Source organism: Pseudomonadota bacterium (genome assembly GCA_018817425.1).
Classification (GTDB): Bacteria; Desulfobacterota; Desulfobacteria; order Desulfobacterales; family RPRI01; genus RPRI01.
Genome location: JAHITX010000104.1, coordinates 1 through 17,244, shown reverse-complemented (window position 1 = coordinate 17,244; position 17,244 = coordinate 1). Strand labels below are relative to the sequence as shown.

Genomic DNA, 17,244 nt, shown 5'->3' with positions numbered 1-17,244 from the left:
GGCAATGGATGCAAAACCTTATTACAAAATCTATAATGTTCCATGGAAGAAAAACATAACGGTTCTTGAAATAATAGTATATGTTCATGAGAACCACGAAGCAATTGCCTTTGATTATTCCTGCCGGGGAAGGGTATGCGGACGTTGTGCCATGATGCTTGACGGCGAACCGATGATGGCATGTTTTACTCCTATAAAAAATGACAGGGATATCGTTCTTGAACCCTTGAAGGGTTTTCCTGTAATCCGGGATTTTATTGTGGATAAGAGCAAGATCCTTGAAAGAATCGCCAAAATAGAGTCGAGAGTAAGATCAAAACCTCTTGTAGAAAAAGACATAACTGCGGTAATGGACCCGGCTCTGGCCAAAAAGATAGGCAACCTGGAATGGTGCTGTAGATGTTTATGTTGTGTTGCCGCCTGTCCGGTTATTAATGAAATGAAGGAACCTGAAAAATTTATAGGACCTGCAGGCATTGTTGCCTTCGGATTGCGTTACTATGACCCATTTGATGAATTAGACAGGGTCTTGGAAGCGGTTCAAAATGGCCTCTACGCTTGTATCATGTGTGGAAACTGTAACAATGTTTGCCCTGCTGCCGAAATCGATCATTTGGGCCTCTATGGAGAATTGCGAAAAGAAGCCGAAAAGAAAGGTCTTAACACATAGGCAGGAGGTAACTTACAGGCTGATAGCATACTATGAAAGGATCTTGGGGGCTCTGGTAACTTTGAAAACAGCTCCTTTTTACCCGATTTCTGCGTCACGCCCGAATTTCAGAGAGTTTTGGAGCCGATGAGAGCCAAAGGAACACCCGTTACTTCATAAATAAATATTGCCGAATGCAGAGTAAGGTATAGATATAACTTGCTTACCCCACCCTCTGGATGGTGGAAAGAGCATGATGTGGATATAAGTAATCAAAATTTATAAGCATTTGCCATAAAGCATTTGCCGATCATTCGGATCTATGCCGAAAAGATCGGTTTGTGTGAAATGATTAATCAGTTGATTCCAAGTGATATGGAGCTTTCCATGAAAAAGAACCTATGTCTCATTTCCTTCCCCGCCGGAACTATCAAACCTCTTAGGGCCACACCAGCAGAGCTGGTGGTTTAATGTAAAGCAATTATCCCTCCCTTGATAGTCAATGGTGGGTAACATTTTATTTGATACAATTCGCAGGATGCCAACCTTCGTTCCTACCTATTAAGCCTTCATTAACAATAGTATTAGCCTATAGTTTTACTGTTATTATATTGGAGTTGTATTTAATAATAATCCTGTTAATATCTTCAACAGTTTTTGTTATCTTGTATAAATACCCTGATTTTATAGTAATTTATATGCTGTGATGAATTTAACTAAATAAAATTAACCTATGATCAACCACTTGTATAAATATAACCAGGACCGTGTTCGTCTATAAATGGATTTTTCCGGCATTAAACAGCCCTTTTGTTATTTGATGTCTTGCCTGACAGCACCTGGTAAATGTTGTTGCCTCCAAAAGGGCTGTTTAATGCCGGAAATAATAGATAATTATAACTACAAAGTCGGAGGGAGGAATGAAGAAAATGAAAAACTTGAGAATTATAAAGTATTTTGGATTATCATTGTGCTCATTGTTTATTCTGTTTTTATGTGGCGGTATTGTTCAGGCAATGGATTTACCAAAGGTAATTGATAAGACCAACTGTAGTCAATACAAAGATCTTCTTATTCCGGCATTGTACCGTGCGGTTGAGAGAGGCGAGTGGGTTATTACCCCTGGTCAAATAAACTTTAAATACAAACAGGATGACAGCTTTCTTGCGGCAAGCACAAAAAATAAAGGAAAATTCGATATAAGTCCTGATGGCGACTTGATCGATAAAACCGGAAAATACCCGGAAAATATATACGGTTATCCTTTTCCCAAGATTGATCTTAAAGATCCCAAAGCCGGAGAAAAGATAATATATAACTTTAATTTCCAAAGATATCGTTTTATGGGCTCAAGAGAGCATATCTATATTAGTTGGATAGACAAAACAGGAGAAGAACGTTATGTTGCGGGCATTGATCAGCGCCTTTATTTGAATGGGCGGCTTCCGGGTCAGGAAGTGAAAAATCCCGATAAGTTTCTTTACTTACAATTTCAGAATGTTATGGAGCCAATGAGCGTTAAGGGAACCAATACATTGGCCTACGTTTATATGGACAAAAGGAATGATAGCAATTATGCCTATGTCCCTGCCATTCGAAGAATACGGCAAACCGGCTCAACTACTAGGTCTGACCCCTATATGGGCTCTGATTCATGGTTGGATACGAATTACGGGTGGGATGGGAAAGACAGCACCATGAAATGGAAGTATGTAGGAGAAAAAATAATTCTAGTTGCCTTTACTAGTCCGGATATGATTCCGGTACAGGAATTGCCGTATGGAATAATGACCAGGGCATTTCCTTATTCCGGCAAACATATCAAATACGGTTGTGAAGATCCAAACTGGAATGGTGCACCCTGGGCGCCTCTTAATGTTATATATATTCCAAGAAAAGTATGGATTGTTGAACAGATGCCTAAAGATCCGTATTATAACTGGGGGCTGCACGTAAATTATATTGATCAGGAAACTTATACAATATGGTACAAAGAGGTATATGAAAAATCCGGTGATTTCCGGATATGGATCTCCACTTTCTTGCATTACAGCGAGACCCCAAGCGGTAAAAACAATACGGGAGATTGGGATTCTCAAATCTTTGTTGACGTAAAAGCTCATCATGCTACAGCCGTAAACCGGTCAGCACACCCGGAAAATGCCTTGTTTATGCCTGCTTCAAAACTTGATCCCAGCTTTTTTACCGTGAATAATTTCTTGCTGCTGTCTAAATAAGATACTTCCTTATTCAAAGGCCGGGATTTTCTGAACCCCGGCCTATCGGATTCGCCAACTTCTAACTATATTTATTACACTTATTATACCCCCACCATCAATAGCTTATCCCTATAGTTATCCTAATATTATATTGGCGTTGTATTAGTCAGGGGTAATTCTATATATATAGGTTTTACCTATATATATACCATTGTTTTATTGGAGTTGTATTTAATAATTATCCTGTTAACATAAAATCAAAAGTCAAGGATATATTTAAATTCTGTCTTTTTAAAATAACTTTTAAATAAAGGAGGGTTAACTTTATGATTACAATGGGCATAGATGTGGGTGCATCCAGCACAAAAGCGGTAATCATGGATGGCGATAAGATTCTGGCAAAGTATTGTCATATGGTCGGGAACGAAGAAGAACAGAATGAGGAACAGGTCATCACGAACGCATTAAACGGAGCAATTGCCAAGGCTGGAATCAGCAGAGATGCTATCGGCAAAATTGTCGCCACCGGCGGAGGAGGAAAGAAAGTGGGTTTTGCTGATGATGTGGCAACAGAAATTTCCTCAGGTGCCAGGGGGGCCATATTTGAAGTTCCGGCTTCAAGAACGGTAGTGGATATGGGCGCCGAGAAGGCAGCGGTAGCAAAATGCGATACTGATGGGAATGTGGTGGATTTTGCCACAAATGAAAGATGTGCGGCAGGAGCCGGTGCCTTTATAGAGTCGATGGCCAGGGCCCTTCAATCAGATCTTGAAACATTTATTAAGCTTCATTTTGAGTCCGACAAAAATATTCCATTAAATGCTCAGTGTGCAGTATTTGCAGAATCGGAAGTGGTGTCATTGATAAATACAGAGGGAGTAACAACGGCGGACATCTCCAGAGCGATTAACAAAGCCGTAGCCGAAAGGTGTTCATCAATGATCCGAAGGGTCGGAATAGAAAATACTGTAACGGTTATCGGCGGAGTTTCACTAAACAGCGGCTTTATTGATGGTCTTGAAGGGTTTCTTAAGACAAAAATCACAGTGCCCCAGGACCCGATTTTTACAAACGCCGTTGGTGCTGCGCTAATTGCGCAAGGATAAGGAGGAAATACAGAAAATGGCAGAAAAAAAAGAATATTTCAGATGGGTAGAGTCAACCTATGTAAACCCCGAAATGGATTGGAGAAAAGCTGATATTATTTCTGCAGGTATTGATGTCGGCTCGGTAAGTTCGCAGATGGTTGTTTTATGTGATGGTCAGATATACGCATATAGTAATACCAGAAGCGGTTCAAGCAGCCCTAAAAGCGCCCAAAATGCCATGGATTTATGTCTTAAAGAGATCCCTGGTCTCACCTATGATAACATCAATTATCTTATTGGAACAGGTTATGGCCGGGTTAATATTCCCTTCGCGCATAAAGCCATAACCGAAATATCATGCCATGCGCTGGGAGCGAATTATATGTATGGCCCTAGCGTCAGAACCGTGCTTGATATGGGTGGGCAGGACTGCAAGACCATCCGTATTGATGAGAAAGGAAAATGCTTAACATTTCTTATGAATGATAAATGTGCAGCAGGAACCGGACGCGGCATGGAGGTATTTGCAGAGATGTTGAAAGTTCCGGTAACCGAGATCGGCGACATGTCGCTTGACATAGACGAAGAACCGGAAGCAGTCAGCAGTACCTGTGTGGTATTTGCAAAATCCGAGGCTACAGGTCTTTTAAAAAGTGGCTGGTCAAAGAACATGGTTCTGGCGGCATACTGCAAGGCAATGGCCACAAGAATTCTGGAACTTCTTGACAGAATCGAGGTGGAGAAAGACTTTGCCATCACCGGCGGAATTGCTAAAAACAAGGGTATTGTTAAACGAATTGAAAAACTCATTGGAGTTGAGGCTTTGATACCTAAATATGATACCCAGATTGCCGGTGCGTTGGGAGCTGCAATGTTTGCCAATGCCATCTACAAAAAACAAAACAAAAATAAGTCGGCAGCTTAATGAGAAAATCAAAATAAAGGAGGCACCAAATGGCAGAAATGCTTAAAACTATGGAAGAAATAAGGAAGGTGAATGCTTCTTTCCCCTTAACAGAGCCGGCAAGAAAATGGAAAGAACAGGGAAAGAAAATTGTCGGATGGATTTGCATCAACATTCCGGAAGAGATAATTCACGCTGCCGGCATGATGCCTTTCCGGCTTACGGGAGGAGATGAAGAAATCTCCCTGGATCTGGCTAATGAATATCTCTTTGGTGGCGGCACCTGTTCCTTCAGCCGGACAATACTGGAATTGCAGTTACGTGGTGACTATGGATTTTTGGATTGTATTGCGGCGGCCACCCCTTGCGAAGGAGTCATCCGTTTAGCAGAAGTTGGCAGTCATTATCACAATATCCCTACCTTGCCTCTTCTTGATACACCGCGAAAATTCAATGACCTGGCTTATGATTTTTATCAGGGCGAAATTGTAGAGTTTAAACAGAACCTGGAGAATTTTTTTGGTATAACAATCACGGATGAGGCTATAGCCGATTCAATCAAACTTTATAACAAGACAAGAAGAGAGCTGAAGAAACTCCACGATCTGATGAAGAGCGACACTCCTCCTCTAACGGGTACCGAAATGCTGGAAGTCTTAAATGCAGCCGTCAGAATGCCAAGGGAGGATTTCAATATCTTGTTGGAAAAGCTGCTGAAAGAAATTAAGAGTACGGGCCGCGCTCTTCCTGCCCAGCCAAGAATTATGATCAGTGGTGCGTTACTGAACACCCCTTCTTTCATAAAAAGTGTTGAGAGTCTGGGAGTAAATGTAGTTGTTGATGATTTCTGCAATGGTTCCCGGTATTGGTGGGAACAGGTTGAAGAAGGAGATCTATGGAAAGCTCTTGCAAAACGCTATCTGCTTCCCAAGTGCTCCTGCCCAAGAATCAATCCGCCTGATAACAGAACTGAGTGGTTATCACAAATCGGTAAGGATTTCAGGCTTGATGGAATTATTGCTCTTACTATGAGATGTTGCGCCCCCTATATCCTTAATCTGCCAATGTGGAAGACCAGACTTGAGGACGAGGGAGTAACCGTTCTGGATCTGGATATTGAATACGGAGGAGGCTTCAGCGGTCAGATCAGAACAAGGATTGAAGCATTCGTTGAGATGTTATCTTTGGAGGTGGCAATATGAAATTAAGAAAGATAGAAAATATTGATACAACAATGTTTGAACAGGGCATCCCTATAATGGCCCAATTGAGGGATCACCATAGCACTACCAAGGCTGAAACCATGTTTTATGATCTAACAATTAAGCTGTGCAATGAAGTGATGTCAGCAGTAAAGGGAGGAAGACCTTTTGTTACAAATGTCATGTCTTTTCCTACTGAAATCTATTGGGCTATGGATATTGCGGGCATCGAATACGATTTTATTGCCGGTATGTTTTCCTTATATATGGGCAATAAAGATGAGATTTTTACTGCTGCGAAATCCATTGGCATCCGGCCGGAAATCTGTTCCGCCCAGCGTGCTCCCATAGGCTGGTTCGCAAAGGGATGGTTTCCAAAACCGAATGCCATCGTAAACACGAGCTTATGCCAATGTGATAATTGTGCTCAAAACGCAAATATTATGGGCGCGCTCTATGATGTGCCTGTCTTTTGCATCACCAGGCCTTATCTCTTCTGGACCCAGAAGGGACTCGATTTCATGATAGAAGAAATGAAGGCTGCAATTGAGTTTCTGGAAAAAACGACCGGGCAAAAGATGGACTATGACAAGCTAACGGAAGCAACAAGGCTGACCAAGAAGCAGATGGAGATCAGCGTTGAGATCCACAATCTTATTAAGACGGCAAGACCAAACCCTGTGAAAAGCGGAACCGGTTTTTTAATACATTTCATCCGTATGATGTTTGCCGGAAGACAGGAGGGGGTTGATTATTGTCAGGCATTTTTAGATGAAATGAAAGAACGTGTTGCCAGCGGGAAAGGTTATACACCTGAGGAAAAATATCGCCTTGTAAGTTGTTATACTTTTCCTCCCGGAATGCATGGTTTGCTTGATTGGATGGAAACGCAAGGTGCCACATTGGTAGCAGAACCAATGTATCACTACTATAATGAAGCTGAGGTTGCAAAGATAGACCCTTTAAAACCGATAGAAGCCCTTGCCAGAATTTTCTATACTGAGCCATACCATGGGTTCTATGGGCCGTATGAAGTGTTTTCAGATATGATTATTAACGATTCAATACAAAGCGGGGTGGATGGTGCGGTAAACTTTTTTAATACCAATTGCCGTATGTGCGGTGCGGTATCCCGGCTGATAAAGGATCAGTTAAGAGAAAAGGCCGGAATCTCTACCCTGACCGTAGATGTTGATGTTATGGAGAATTCTGCAGCTGTGGAAGAGGAACTTAAAAAGAAGTTGGAACAGTTCTTTCTTGTTTTAGATAATGCTAAAAACAAAAGAAAGGTAGCATAGAATTTTATTTTTACAACCCCCTTTATCCCCCTTTTCTAAGGGGGAATTATTTGGATAGTTACCCCATCCAATGTGCATTAATAAGCATAATTGGACCTGCACTTGCTTTTAATTCCCCCTTAACAAAGGGGGGCAGGGGGTTGTAAGCTGAGAGCGCACCGGCTACATCTAAGAAAACATTAATTCCAAAATGCGGTTGCCCGGATGCGCTATAACTGGATAGACTTTTTGTAAGTCCATCAAATTTGATTTTGTAAAGCCGGTTAAAGAGGTATTTAATGACTGATTTAAAGGTAATGATGGGTAATCTGGAGCTTGAAAACCCCATTATTATTTCCTCCGGTCATTTGACCAGAACAGGTGATGACGTCAAAAGATGTATCCGGTATGGAGCGGGAGCTGTAATAACAAAAAGCAGTTTTCTGGAGAATGAATATAAAAAGGTTGTAAGTCCTAACTCAACCGGCTTGTTTCCCGATGCGCGAGCCGGTTTCTATCCTGCCGGCAACGGGATTTTATCTATATCCGGATTATCTCCCATGCCGCTTGAAGCATGGGCAAAATGGTTCAAAGACAATATTAAAGAGATTAAAACCCCTGTTATAGCCAGTATAATGGCCTTATCCGTTGAAGGTTATATTAAGGGAGCCAAATTACTTCAAGAAGCGGGTGCCAAGGCGGTTGAGATTTTGCTTGGTTGTCCTTTGCCATACCCACTTCACCATCACTTGGAAAAATTCTCGTTTTATGCTCCTATTATTGAAGAAATCTGTAGTGAGGTAAAAAGATCAGTTGAAATTCCTTTAGGTGTGAAAATGATGTTTAAGCCATTGGGGCAATCTCCTCTTAAGATCCCTAAGAAAGCTGAATTGGATTGGATGACAATAGCCACGGTTTTTCCGGCTTCTCCCGGCATACAACTCGATAAAATTGAGCCTGTAATTCCCTCATCAGTATTTCTTTCCGGCTCTAAAGCAGCAAAACATGCAAATTTTGTGGCTCTTTTAAGTCAGCGTGACCAATATCAGGATATTCATGTGTCTGTTAGCGGTGGAACGCAGACTTGGAGTGATATTGTAGAGTTTATCATGTATGGTGCAAGTTCTGTTCAGGCCCAGACTGTTTTTCTGCGAAAAGGTATGGGGTTAATTAGAAAATTAAAACGAAATTTATCAGATTATATGGATTCTAAAGGTTTTGCTTCTATTGAAGAAATGAAAGGATGTATCATTCCTAAAATCCTTGCTTACGATGAGGTTGTTGGCGCATATGAAAAAACTAAGGGCAGGATTGTAGTTTCGATAAATGAGCAAAAATGTGTTGGCTGCGGTGTGTGTGAAGAAGTCTGTAACTGGGGAGCAATAAAAGTGGATGCTATAGCAGAAATAGAAAAGGAAAAATGCGAGGGCTGCGGTCTGTGTGTTTGCAGTTGTCTCCAGAAAGCTTTATGGATTGAAAATTCTGATATTGTCAGACAAATCGCCGGGGCATAACAGACCATCATAGTAATTGCCGAACCAAAACAAAAATTGTAACCGAAGGGATATATGGATGGTGATAAACTTATTCCTGTGAAAGATCCCTACTGATTTTATTGTTGGTTTTTTAAATAGTATATATTATAGCGAAAGTAGACTGGAGGTATTTATAATGATTAAGGAAGTTCGTTCTCCGATGCAGGGAGTTATTCTGGAGATACTGGTTAAAGAAGGAGATATGGTAGCAGAAGATGATGAACTGCTAATTCTTGAGGCAATGAAAATGGAAAATTCCATTTATACTTCTTCAAAAGGGACAGTAAAGGAAATTAAAGTCAAAAATAAGGATACTGTTGATACTGATCAGTTATTGGTGATTATAGAATAAAATGTCAAAGAAGGTTATTATAGTAATCAATAATACGGAGGAATAAATAATGAAGAAGCCTACAAATGAGAAAAAAAAGAGTGCTGAAAGCATAAGCCGGGAATCCTTGGAGGCAAAATCGTCTAAAAGCTTATCCAGAAGAGGTTTCTTGAAAGGTGCTCTGACAGTCGCAGGAGCAGGCGGTGCCGGCCTTATAGGTTGTGCGACAATGACGGAAACAGGGACAAAAACAGCCGGTAAAAGCTCTATGGTAAAAGACAATAAAGCCGAAAAGCACTTAAATGCCAAACCCCTGCCAAATTTATCAGCTCCTGAAAAATGGGATTATCAGACAGATATTGTCGTAGCGGGTGGAGGCGGTGCAGGGCTGGCTGCTGCTGTTTCAGCCACGGAAAATGGTGCAAAAGTTATTCTTCTGGAAAAAAACCCTTTCTGCGGAGGTGACACATCGATTGCCGAGATCGCAGGAGGCCTCATTGGAAGCAGATTCCAGAGCAGGTTTGGAATAAAGGCCCCGCCGGTAGGCGCAAGAATTATGGCTGAAGGATCTCAGAATCCGGATGGAATGCAGAATATTGTAACTCCGAATGCAACTGCCGGGCGAAATGCTACTTTTCTGCGACAAATCATGGAACAACAGAAAGATACAATAGATTGGCTTGAAGATATGGGTGTTGTTTATTCGCCGGAAGTAGGTGTGGGGGGGCTTCCGGTTCCCGGCCTTGGTCATGTTCCGATTGATCCCGAACACCCTGAAGAAGGCTGGTATCGCTGGCATCCGCACAATGCCAGGGGTTTTACGGAAGCATTGGAAAAAAGAGCGAAAGCAATAGGTGTTAAGATTTTAAAAGAACATCCTGCAACCGGGCTTGTAACATCGGGTAAACATGTGATCGGTATTGCCGCACGTAATATTGATGGTAAAACAGTATATGTTAAAGCAAAAGCCGTTATACTTGCTACAGGAGGCTTTGGCGCAAATACTGATATGCTTAAGTCTTATTGCTCTCCAAAGCGGGCCGAGGCAGCCAGATATTGGGGAATGCCCGGTGCCACAGGCGATGGGCTCAGGATGGCTCAGGCTTTGGGCGCCGATTTATGCGGAATGGATGAAATAGAAATCTGGGACGGCGGCGCGCTTCGTGAACATGGCGCAACAACGGTATATAGTGCGCCAAATCAGTTGGTCCGCCAAAAATCACTTACAGTCAATAAAAAGGCTAAACGATTCTTCTGTGAAAGTGTTTACAGAGGCCATGTTTACAGCTATCAGGGAGCACAAACCATTGCTCAGCCCGATATGGAATCTTTCACACTCTTTGATGCAAATACAATCAGCAAGGAAGATATTATTAAAAAATTCCATCCCCTTTTTTGCGAATATCCCTGCCCCTGGTTTGAAGAGCAATTTAAGCAATATGTAGCCAAGGGTGTTATTAAGAAGGCTGATACTATTTCCGAATTGGCAAAGAAGTTAAGCATAGATCCCAATGCGCTGGTTAAAACTGTCGATCGTTATAATAGTCTATGTGATGCAGGTTACGATGCTGACTTTTTTAAGGAACCAATTTACATGCATCCTATCCGCACAGCTCCTTTTTATGCGGTGGGACAGAAGGGCGGAAGCTGTTTCAACACCCATGGAGGACTTGTGGTTGATGAAAATTTTCATGTTCTGGATAAAAAATGGGACCCGATTCCCGGTCTGTTCGTAGCAGGAGAAAATGCCGCCGGAGGCGGAAGTGTAGGGTTCGTGCTTCCCGGGGGCCGTTTAGCCGGTATGTTTGCGGCCAAAGAAGTTTTGGGATAGGTTATATGACCGAAACGATTTTATTGATTTGATCATAACCGGATTCCAAATTGTAAAGTCGAAAATAGAAACGCTAAGGAGAAAACTGTGATGAAGCAATCTATAAAAGTTCCCGTGTTAATGATAGTATTGTTAACATTATTTATAATTATTAGTCTGCCTGTCCCGGCTGTATCCGGTTCGGATAATTCACCAAATATTAACAAACATAAAGATCAGGATACCACATGTGAATCCTGCCATGAAAAGGGATCACCGCCCGTAAGGCCTGGCGATGTTACCTGTATGAACTGCCATGGCAGTTATACCGAGCTTGCGGAAAAAACCGCAAATCTTGAAAACAATAAGGCCGGCATCCAAAACCCACACAAATCGCATATGGGTGAAGCCCGCTGCACTCTGTGCCATAAGAACCATGTTCCTTCGGTCCTTTATTGCAATGAATGCCACTCACCAAAATTTGATATGAAGGTGCCTTAATATAGTAAGCGATAAAAACATATACTCCCCTCATCCCCAAAGGATGGCTATTAAGACATAAGCGCAATTATATTATTGAAAGCTGAATATCGAATATCAAACAAGGAATAATGAATATCGAATGAAAAAAGGTATGGAGTTCTTAATTCAAAATTCCTTGTTCGATATTCATTATTTCCTTATAAATTCCTTAGACAGAGTGTGTTAATAATCTAATGTTTTTTGACAATCTTCAATATTAGCATAAGTATAATACTCTGATATCTTTGTGTCACTTTTAAGCCCCTCTTTTTCTTCATACGCCATAGAGGCCCTTTTGCCTGATTCATTATTTTATCTTATCGGCGTTGATAACCCTGTCGTTTCTAAACACAGAAAAAATCTGAAAGATGAATACTGCTGATTTTTTAGTGTGGTAGCAGATTATTTAATCGAACCCAAAGGTGCCTACAGATTATAATAGAGTTAAATGTCATGAAAGAATTTAATGTGGCAGGTAAGAGCCTGCCAAGAAAAGATGACCCCTCAAGAGTTACAGTAAAAGCCATAATTTCCAGTGATTTAATTGTTGTTATTTACTTTTTATAAGAGTATGTATATTTATTAATAGCAGACCGGATGTATTTATAATGACTAAGGAAGTTCGTTCTCCGATGCAGGGAGTTATTCCGGAGATATTGGTTAAAGAAGGTTATTATAGTAATCATAAATACGGAGGAATAAATAATGAAGAAGCCTACAGTCGATCAAACGGAAAATGCTGACCAAATGAGCCGGGAACCTATTGAAAAAAAATCTTTTAAAAGAGTATCTAGAAGAGGTTTTCTCAAGGGGGCTTTGACAGCAGCAGGTGCTGGAAGCGCCGGTCTTATCGGTTCAGCGGCAATAACAGGATTAGGGATAAATAAAGCTGAAGCGGCAGCAAAAAAAGCCGCACAAGCCAAAGGCGAAAAGGCTGAAAAATTCCCTGATGCCAACCCCCTCCCGAATTTATCATCTCCTGAAAAATGGGATTATGAAACAAACATTGTAGTTGCCGGCGGGGGCGGTGCCGGTCTGGCTGCTGCTGTTTCTGCGGCTGAAAAAGGCGCAAAAGTCATTGTGATAGAAAAGAATCCATTCTGCGGCGGTGACACATCGATTGCCGAATGTATAGGCGGAGGCATTGGAAGCAATTTCCAGAACAGATTTGGAATAAAGGCCCCGCCAATAGCTGCAAGAGTTTTGGCTGAGGGCTCAAGAAATCCGGATGGTTCTCAAAATATATCAACACCAAATCCGACTTCCGGGCGAAATGCTACTTTTGTGCGTCAGGTTATGGAACAACAAAAAGAAACTGTAGACTGGCTTGAAGATATGGGTGTGGTTTATTCTACCGAACCTGCTGGCGGTTTGCCTGTGCCCGGTCTTGTGCATGTTCCCATTGATCCCCAACATCCGGAAGAAGGATGGTACAGGTGGCATCCTCACAATGCCAAAGGCTTCACGCAGGCATTGGAAAAAAAGGCAAAAGAACTTGGTGTTACGATTCTTAAAGAACATCCTGCAAAAGGCCTTGTAACATCGGGCAAACGTGTAATCGGCATTGCCGCACAAAACATAGACGCTAAATTGGTGTATTTGAAAGCCAAGGCGGTTATACTTGCGACAGGAGGCTTTGGCGCAAATACGGATATGCTGAAAACTTATTGCACACCCCGCCGGGCTGAAGCAGCCCGCTATTGGGGCATGCCGGGAGCTACAGGAGACGGAATCAGGATGGCACAGGCTCTGGGTGCTGATATGCGCCAAATGGATGAAATAGAAATCTGGGACGGCGGAGTTCTTCGCGAGCATGGTGCCACAACGGTATACAGTGCCCCAAATCAGTTGGCACGTCAGAAATCTCTTACAGTCAATAAGAAGGCAAAAAGATTTTTCTGCGAAAGTCTTACCAGAGGTATGGTATACACCTATCAGGCAGCCCAGACTATTACTCAACCGGATATGGAATCTTTTACACTCTTTGACGCAAATACAATAAGCAAGGAAGACATTATCAAGAAATTTCATCCGCTTTTCTGTGAATATCCATGCCCGTGGTTCGAAAAGCAATTTGCACACTATTTAGCCAAAGGAGTTATCAAGAAAGCCGATACTATTGTTGAACTGGCAAAAAAATTAGGCCTTGATTCCAATGAGCTTATTAAAACGGTTGATCGTTATAATAGCCTTTGTGACTCAGGATACGACTCCGACTTTTTTAAGGAACCGATTTATATGCATCCTATCCGCAAAGCTCCTTTTTATGGAGTAAAGCAAAAGGGCGGAAGTTGTTTCAACACCCATGGCGGACTTGTAGTTGATGAACAATTCCATGTTCTGGATAAAAACTGGGATCATATTCCCGGCCTTTTTGTTGCCGGAGAAAATGCCGCAGGAGGTGGAACTGTGGGATTTGTGCTACCCGGAGGACGCCTGGCCGGTATGTTTGCGGCAAAAGAAGTATTGGGGTAGTATTTTTTACCCGGAAATAAAATGCAATAATCAGACTTTGGAACTGCTTTTAAATTATGAATTTGAAAAAGTTTAGGAGAATCCTCTAATGAGACAATCGATAAAAATCCCGGTATTAATGATAGTAGTGTTTGCGTTTTTTATGATTATAAATATGCCGACCACTGCTGTATCCGGCTCGGATAAGTCGCCAAGGATTAACAAACATGCAGATCCCACATGCAGATCCTGCCATGCAATGGGCAAACCTTATGCAAGGCCCGGCGATGATACCTGTATGAACTGCCATGACAGCTATGCAAAGCTTGCCGAAGAAACAGCAAGCCTTGAAAATTTAAAGGCAGGCATTGAAAATCCGCATAAATCACATATGGGTGAAGCCCGCTGCACTTTGTGCCATAAGAACCATGCTCCCTCTGTTCTTTATTGCAATGAATGTCATTCACCGAAGTTTGACATGGAGGTACCGTAATTGTTTTGTCAGCTTTACTAATTTAGAGCAGATAATTTATTTAAATAGTTCAAACCTATTTTTCGCCTTGACACGGTGTGCCACAAGTGTTACACCTTTTCGAAAAGGAGAAAGAACCATGCCAACTAAAAATCCGAGAGTAAACATTGTTGTCGAAACACCACTGTATAATATAATGCACGACATAGCAACCAGCGAAGGTGTTTCCATGTCCACCATTGCCCGCGATCTTATCCGGGAGGCAATTGAGTTACGGGAAGATGTAGCCCTTGCAGCTTTTGCCGATACAAGGATGAAGACATTTGACAGAAAAAAGGCACTTTCCCATGAAGATATATGGGAATAACCCATGCCTTTTACATTGCGCTATCACCCCGCTGTTCGTATTGAAGATTTGCCCATTATCGATCGAAGAACAAAAGACAGAATTCGTAAAGCTATAGAAGAACGGTTGCAGACAGCACCTCATAAATATGGAAAGCCTCTGCGAAAATCGCTGAAAGGATACTGGAAGCTCCGCGTAGGTGATTACCGGATCGTGTACAAAGTGATTGAGTCCGAAGTATGGATTCTTGGCATTAGACATCGGAAATCGGTTTATATAGATATTGATGCGAGAAAGTAAAGATTTAAAGACCTACCTTTTCATTTCCTCTTGATTTATAAAATGCAAAATGTTAGCAGAATTTAAATATTATTGTTCATTATATATTTTATGAATTTTCTGGAACAAATAATCCATTATCTCATTTTATTATTTATAGGATGAGACTTTTGAAAAATGTTCAATTTTGCTCAAGTTCAAGAAAGGCGAAAATTACAACCACAGGAATATTTCGGGTATTTCGAGGATTGCAATTTAAGCCTGACGATGGAATCGGGTAAAAGGGGGCGTTTTGCAAAGGTCTCAAAAGGATTGAACATGACCGGATACAATAAAGCCCCAATCTTCAGATAATTGAAGCATGGGGCTTTTGTTTTTTCAGATATTGTGAACCAATAAAAACTGGGATTTTAAACCTGAGGTTCCAAATTGGCACTTCAAATTCACACAAGATATATTCCGGTAATATATTATCTCGGTTCTGCAAAGCATGTAACCGACAATACAGAGCTATGTGTCATATTGTTTTGAGCTTGTCTGTAAAAGATAAAAGACTTTTGATATGGAATCGGCTTTATAAATATTGCTATCATTATATTTATAGTACTGAAAATTAATGTAAAAAGGGTAAGAGCTAAATGCACCATAGGAAATACTAGAAGAGAGTTTACAATTACGTTGAGATTAATTGCGAAATACTAAGAAATGGAGGATTGACATGAACAAATTTTATAATTTTGTAACAATTAATATATGTATGTTTTTCTTTATCTTGATCTCGGTGAATGCAAATGCAACGACTGTCTATTTTTCAGGGCAGTTAGATGTCATTAATGAAGATAGTGGAGGCGGCGTATATTCCGGAACCCCTATCGGCACAGATTTTTTTGGTTTCATTGACGATGTAAATGCAGGAGGGCAAATTTCTAATGGAACTACGATTACTTCCTTTGGAGTAAATATTGCTGCTGGGGGGTTAACTGTCTCAAATGATCTCGTATTAAGGCCAGATGATATTGCATTGCTTAATGAATTAGCAGGATATACTATGTTTAGTTCAGGTGATTTGATTGATGTTATAGATATTGAAGGTGACTCAAATACTTTAGGTGGTGGCCGAATTGAGGTAGGTCTTTCATATATTTTCAATCCTGATACATTTAGTAATGATAATCTATCAAACTACCCATTTGATTCAAATGATGTCCAAATGGGCCTGTTTTTTATCTATGAAGAGGATTTGAATGGATTAGATGTTTACGATGTGGTGGGCCAACTAGACGCAAATCCTGTTCCTGTACCAGGTGCTATATTCCTTTTCGGAACAGGAATCGCAGGGCTTTTTGGAATCAGGATTAGAAAGAAAAAAGAATTGGAAACAAAAAAATAGTGCCTTCAAGTCTCTATATTTTTCAGATATTTCAGAATTTGTATTTATCCAGTTAACTGTAAATTACTTCGTATTGAGTATTATACCGTTAGAAAAATTAGTATCAAATAAGAATTTTCTTGTTATAGAATTTTTGCTTTAGTAGTTTTACGGAAACTACATAATAACTGATTAGGAGCCATCAACAAACCCTTAAAAAATTTAGGAGTCAACATGGGTGCCTTTGATATTGCTAAAGACGCTGTTCGTATTGCAAGTACTGCCGGTCTCAGTAAGGACGTGATTGACCTTTTGGAGAAGAAGTTGTCGCTGTTGACGGAGGAAATAGATACCCTTCATTTGAAGATATCTAACTTTGAAACGAAGGTATCGCACCTTGAGGCTGAAAACACCAATCTTAAAAAACAACTTCAACACCTTCAGCCAGCAAGCAACTTCTCGAAGGAGACCTCTGATATTTTGCACATTTTCTTTGATTTCGGCAAAGAACTTTCTGTTGATGATATTGTTTCCGCCCTTTCTTTGGGAATTAGTGTTATTAATTTTCATTTTGATATCCTCCAAGAAAATAATATGATTATACAAACAATCGCAGAATCTCGAATGATGGGTATCTTAAATCCCGCGTAACTATTCAGCGAAAAAAATGAAAAAGAAGTAAAAAAGTACTTGACAGGAATTTTGGTGCGAACTGCTTAAAGTAAATCTTTGATGAGAACAGAACAAATTTATTATACAGGGGTTTATCATAGTTTATTCTGAGGGC

16 protein-coding genes are annotated in these 17,244 nt (G+C 40.8%); all 16 read left to right on the top strand.

From position 1 onward, the window contains the following. Positions 1-4 precede the first annotated feature (4 nt). On the top strand, positions 5-670 hold the full coding sequence (locus KKC46_18450) for a 4Fe-4S dicluster domain-containing protein (protein MBU1055786.1): 666 nt from the start codon (positions 5-7) through the stop codon (positions 668-670). 899 nt (positions 671-1,569) lie between these two features. Continuing rightward, positions 1,570-2,886, top strand: coding sequence for a DUF1329 domain-containing protein (locus tag KKC46_18445; protein MBU1055785.1), 1,317 nt, complete (start codon positions 1,570-1,572; stop codon positions 2,884-2,886). Positions 2,887-3,194: 308 nt separating this feature from the next. Then, entirely contained in the window at positions 3,195-3,974 is a 780-nt protein-coding gene (locus KKC46_18440; GenBank protein ID MBU1055784.1) for a CoA activase, read from the top strand. 16 nt (positions 3,975-3,990) lie between these two features. Beyond that, positions 3,991-4,881: a benzoyl-CoA reductase, bzd-type, subunit Q gene (gene bzdQ / locus KKC46_18435; protein ID MBU1055783.1), complete on the top strand. Its 891-nt coding sequence runs from the start codon at positions 3,991-3,993 to the stop codon at positions 4,879-4,881. A 29-nt stretch (positions 4,882-4,910) separates the two neighbouring features. Continuing rightward, entirely contained in the window at positions 4,911-6,062 is a 1,152-nt protein-coding gene (locus tag KKC46_18430) for a 2-hydroxyacyl-CoA dehydratase family protein (GenBank protein MBU1055782.1), read from the top strand. Continuing rightward, a complete protein-coding gene (locus KKC46_18425; protein MBU1055781.1) occupies positions 6,059-7,360 on the top strand; it encodes a 2-hydroxyacyl-CoA dehydratase family protein in 1,302 nt (433 codons plus the stop codon). The genes KKC46_18430 and KKC46_18425 overlap by 4 nt, the downstream gene beginning before the upstream one ends. Before the next feature lie 278 nt (positions 7,361-7,638). Next, the gene (locus KKC46_18420) at positions 7,639-8,853 is read left to right on the top strand and encodes a 4Fe-4S binding protein (protein MBU1055780.1); all 1,215 of its coding nucleotides are present in this window, start codon (positions 7,639-7,641) and stop codon (positions 8,851-8,853) included. A 157-nt stretch (positions 8,854-9,010) separates the two neighbouring features. After that, entirely contained in the window at positions 9,011-9,226 is a 216-nt protein-coding gene (locus KKC46_18415; GenBank protein MBU1055779.1) for an acetyl-CoA carboxylase biotin carboxyl carrier protein subunit, read from the top strand. A gap of 49 nt (positions 9,227-9,275) precedes the next feature. Then, positions 9,276-11,036 (top strand): FAD-dependent oxidoreductase, encoded by a 1,761-nt coding sequence (locus KKC46_18410; GenBank protein MBU1055778.1) that lies wholly within the window; start codon positions 9,276-9,278, stop codon positions 11,034-11,036. A gap of 90 nt (positions 11,037-11,126) precedes the next feature. Next, positions 11,127-11,516 (top strand): cytochrome c3 family protein, encoded by a 390-nt coding sequence (locus KKC46_18405; protein MBU1055777.1) that lies wholly within the window; start codon positions 11,127-11,129, stop codon positions 11,514-11,516. 726 nt (positions 11,517-12,242) lie between these two features. Beyond that, positions 12,243-14,012, top strand: a complete 1,770-nt coding sequence (locus KKC46_18400) for an FAD-dependent oxidoreductase (GenBank protein ID MBU1055776.1) — start codon at positions 12,243-12,245, stop codon at positions 14,010-14,012. Between the two features lie 88 nt (positions 14,013-14,100). Beyond that, positions 14,101-14,484 carry a cytochrome c3 family protein gene (locus tag KKC46_18395; protein ID MBU1055775.1) on the top strand — a complete coding sequence of 128 codons (384 nt, stop codon included), beginning with the start codon at positions 14,101-14,103 and terminating at the stop codon, positions 14,482-14,484. 118 nt (positions 14,485-14,602) lie between these two features. Continuing rightward, positions 14,603-14,830 (top strand): antitoxin, RHH family protein, encoded by a 228-nt coding sequence (locus KKC46_18390; protein ID MBU1055774.1) that lies wholly within the window; start codon positions 14,603-14,605, stop codon positions 14,828-14,830. A gap of 3 nt (positions 14,831-14,833) precedes the next feature. Further along, positions 14,834-15,109, top strand: coding sequence for a type II toxin-antitoxin system RelE/ParE family toxin (locus KKC46_18385; protein ID MBU1055773.1), 276 nt, complete (start codon positions 14,834-14,836; stop codon positions 15,107-15,109). 697 nt (positions 15,110-15,806) lie between these two features. Further along, complete coding sequence (locus KKC46_18380) at positions 15,807-16,478, top strand: PEP-CTERM sorting domain-containing protein (protein MBU1055772.1); 672 nt, start codon at positions 15,807-15,809, stop codon at positions 16,476-16,478. 213 nt (positions 16,479-16,691) lie between these two features. Next, a complete protein-coding gene (locus tag KKC46_18375) occupies positions 16,692-17,108 on the top strand; it encodes a hypothetical protein (GenBank protein ID MBU1055771.1) in 417 nt (138 codons plus the stop codon). Positions 17,109-17,244 lie beyond the last annotated feature (136 nt).

Coding starts and splice junctions, on each gene's coding strand:
- KKC46_18380 (MBU1055772.1), top strand. CDS start 15,807: ATGAACAAATTTTATAATTTTGTAACAATTAATATATGTATGTTTTTC.
- KKC46_18410 (MBU1055778.1), top strand. CDS start 9,276: ATGAAGAAGCCTACAAATGAGAAAAAAAAGAGTGCTGAAAGCATAAGC.
- KKC46_18420 (MBU1055780.1), top strand. CDS start 7,639: ATGACTGATTTAAAGGTAATGATGGGTAATCTGGAGCTTGAAAACCCC.
- KKC46_18450 (MBU1055786.1), top strand. CDS start 5: ATGGATGCAAAACCTTATTACAAAATCTATAATGTTCCATGGAAGAAA.
- KKC46_18385 (MBU1055773.1), top strand. CDS start 14,834: ATGCCTTTTACATTGCGCTATCACCCCGCTGTTCGTATTGAAGATTTG.
- KKC46_18390 (MBU1055774.1), top strand. CDS start 14,603: ATGCCAACTAAAAATCCGAGAGTAAACATTGTTGTCGAAACACCACTG.
- KKC46_18395 (MBU1055775.1), top strand. CDS start 14,101: ATGAGACAATCGATAAAAATCCCGGTATTAATGATAGTAGTGTTTGCG.
- KKC46_18430 (MBU1055782.1), top strand. CDS start 4,911: ATGGCAGAAATGCTTAAAACTATGGAAGAAATAAGGAAGGTGAATGCT.
- bzdQ (MBU1055783.1), top strand. CDS start 3,991: ATGGCAGAAAAAAAAGAATATTTCAGATGGGTAGAGTCAACCTATGTA.
- KKC46_18375 (MBU1055771.1), top strand. CDS start 16,692: ATGGGTGCCTTTGATATTGCTAAAGACGCTGTTCGTATTGCAAGTACT.
- KKC46_18405 (MBU1055777.1), top strand. CDS start 11,127: ATGAAGCAATCTATAAAAGTTCCCGTGTTAATGATAGTATTGTTAACA.
- KKC46_18445 (MBU1055785.1), top strand. CDS start 1,570: ATGAAGAAAATGAAAAACTTGAGAATTATAAAGTATTTTGGATTATCA.
- KKC46_18440 (MBU1055784.1), top strand. CDS start 3,195: ATGATTACAATGGGCATAGATGTGGGTGCATCCAGCACAAAAGCGGTA.
- KKC46_18415 (MBU1055779.1), top strand. CDS start 9,011: ATGATTAAGGAAGTTCGTTCTCCGATGCAGGGAGTTATTCTGGAGATA.
- KKC46_18400 (MBU1055776.1), top strand. CDS start 12,243: ATGAAGAAGCCTACAGTCGATCAAACGGAAAATGCTGACCAAATGAGC.
- KKC46_18425 (MBU1055781.1), top strand. CDS start 6,059: ATGAAATTAAGAAAGATAGAAAATATTGATACAACAATGTTTGAACAG.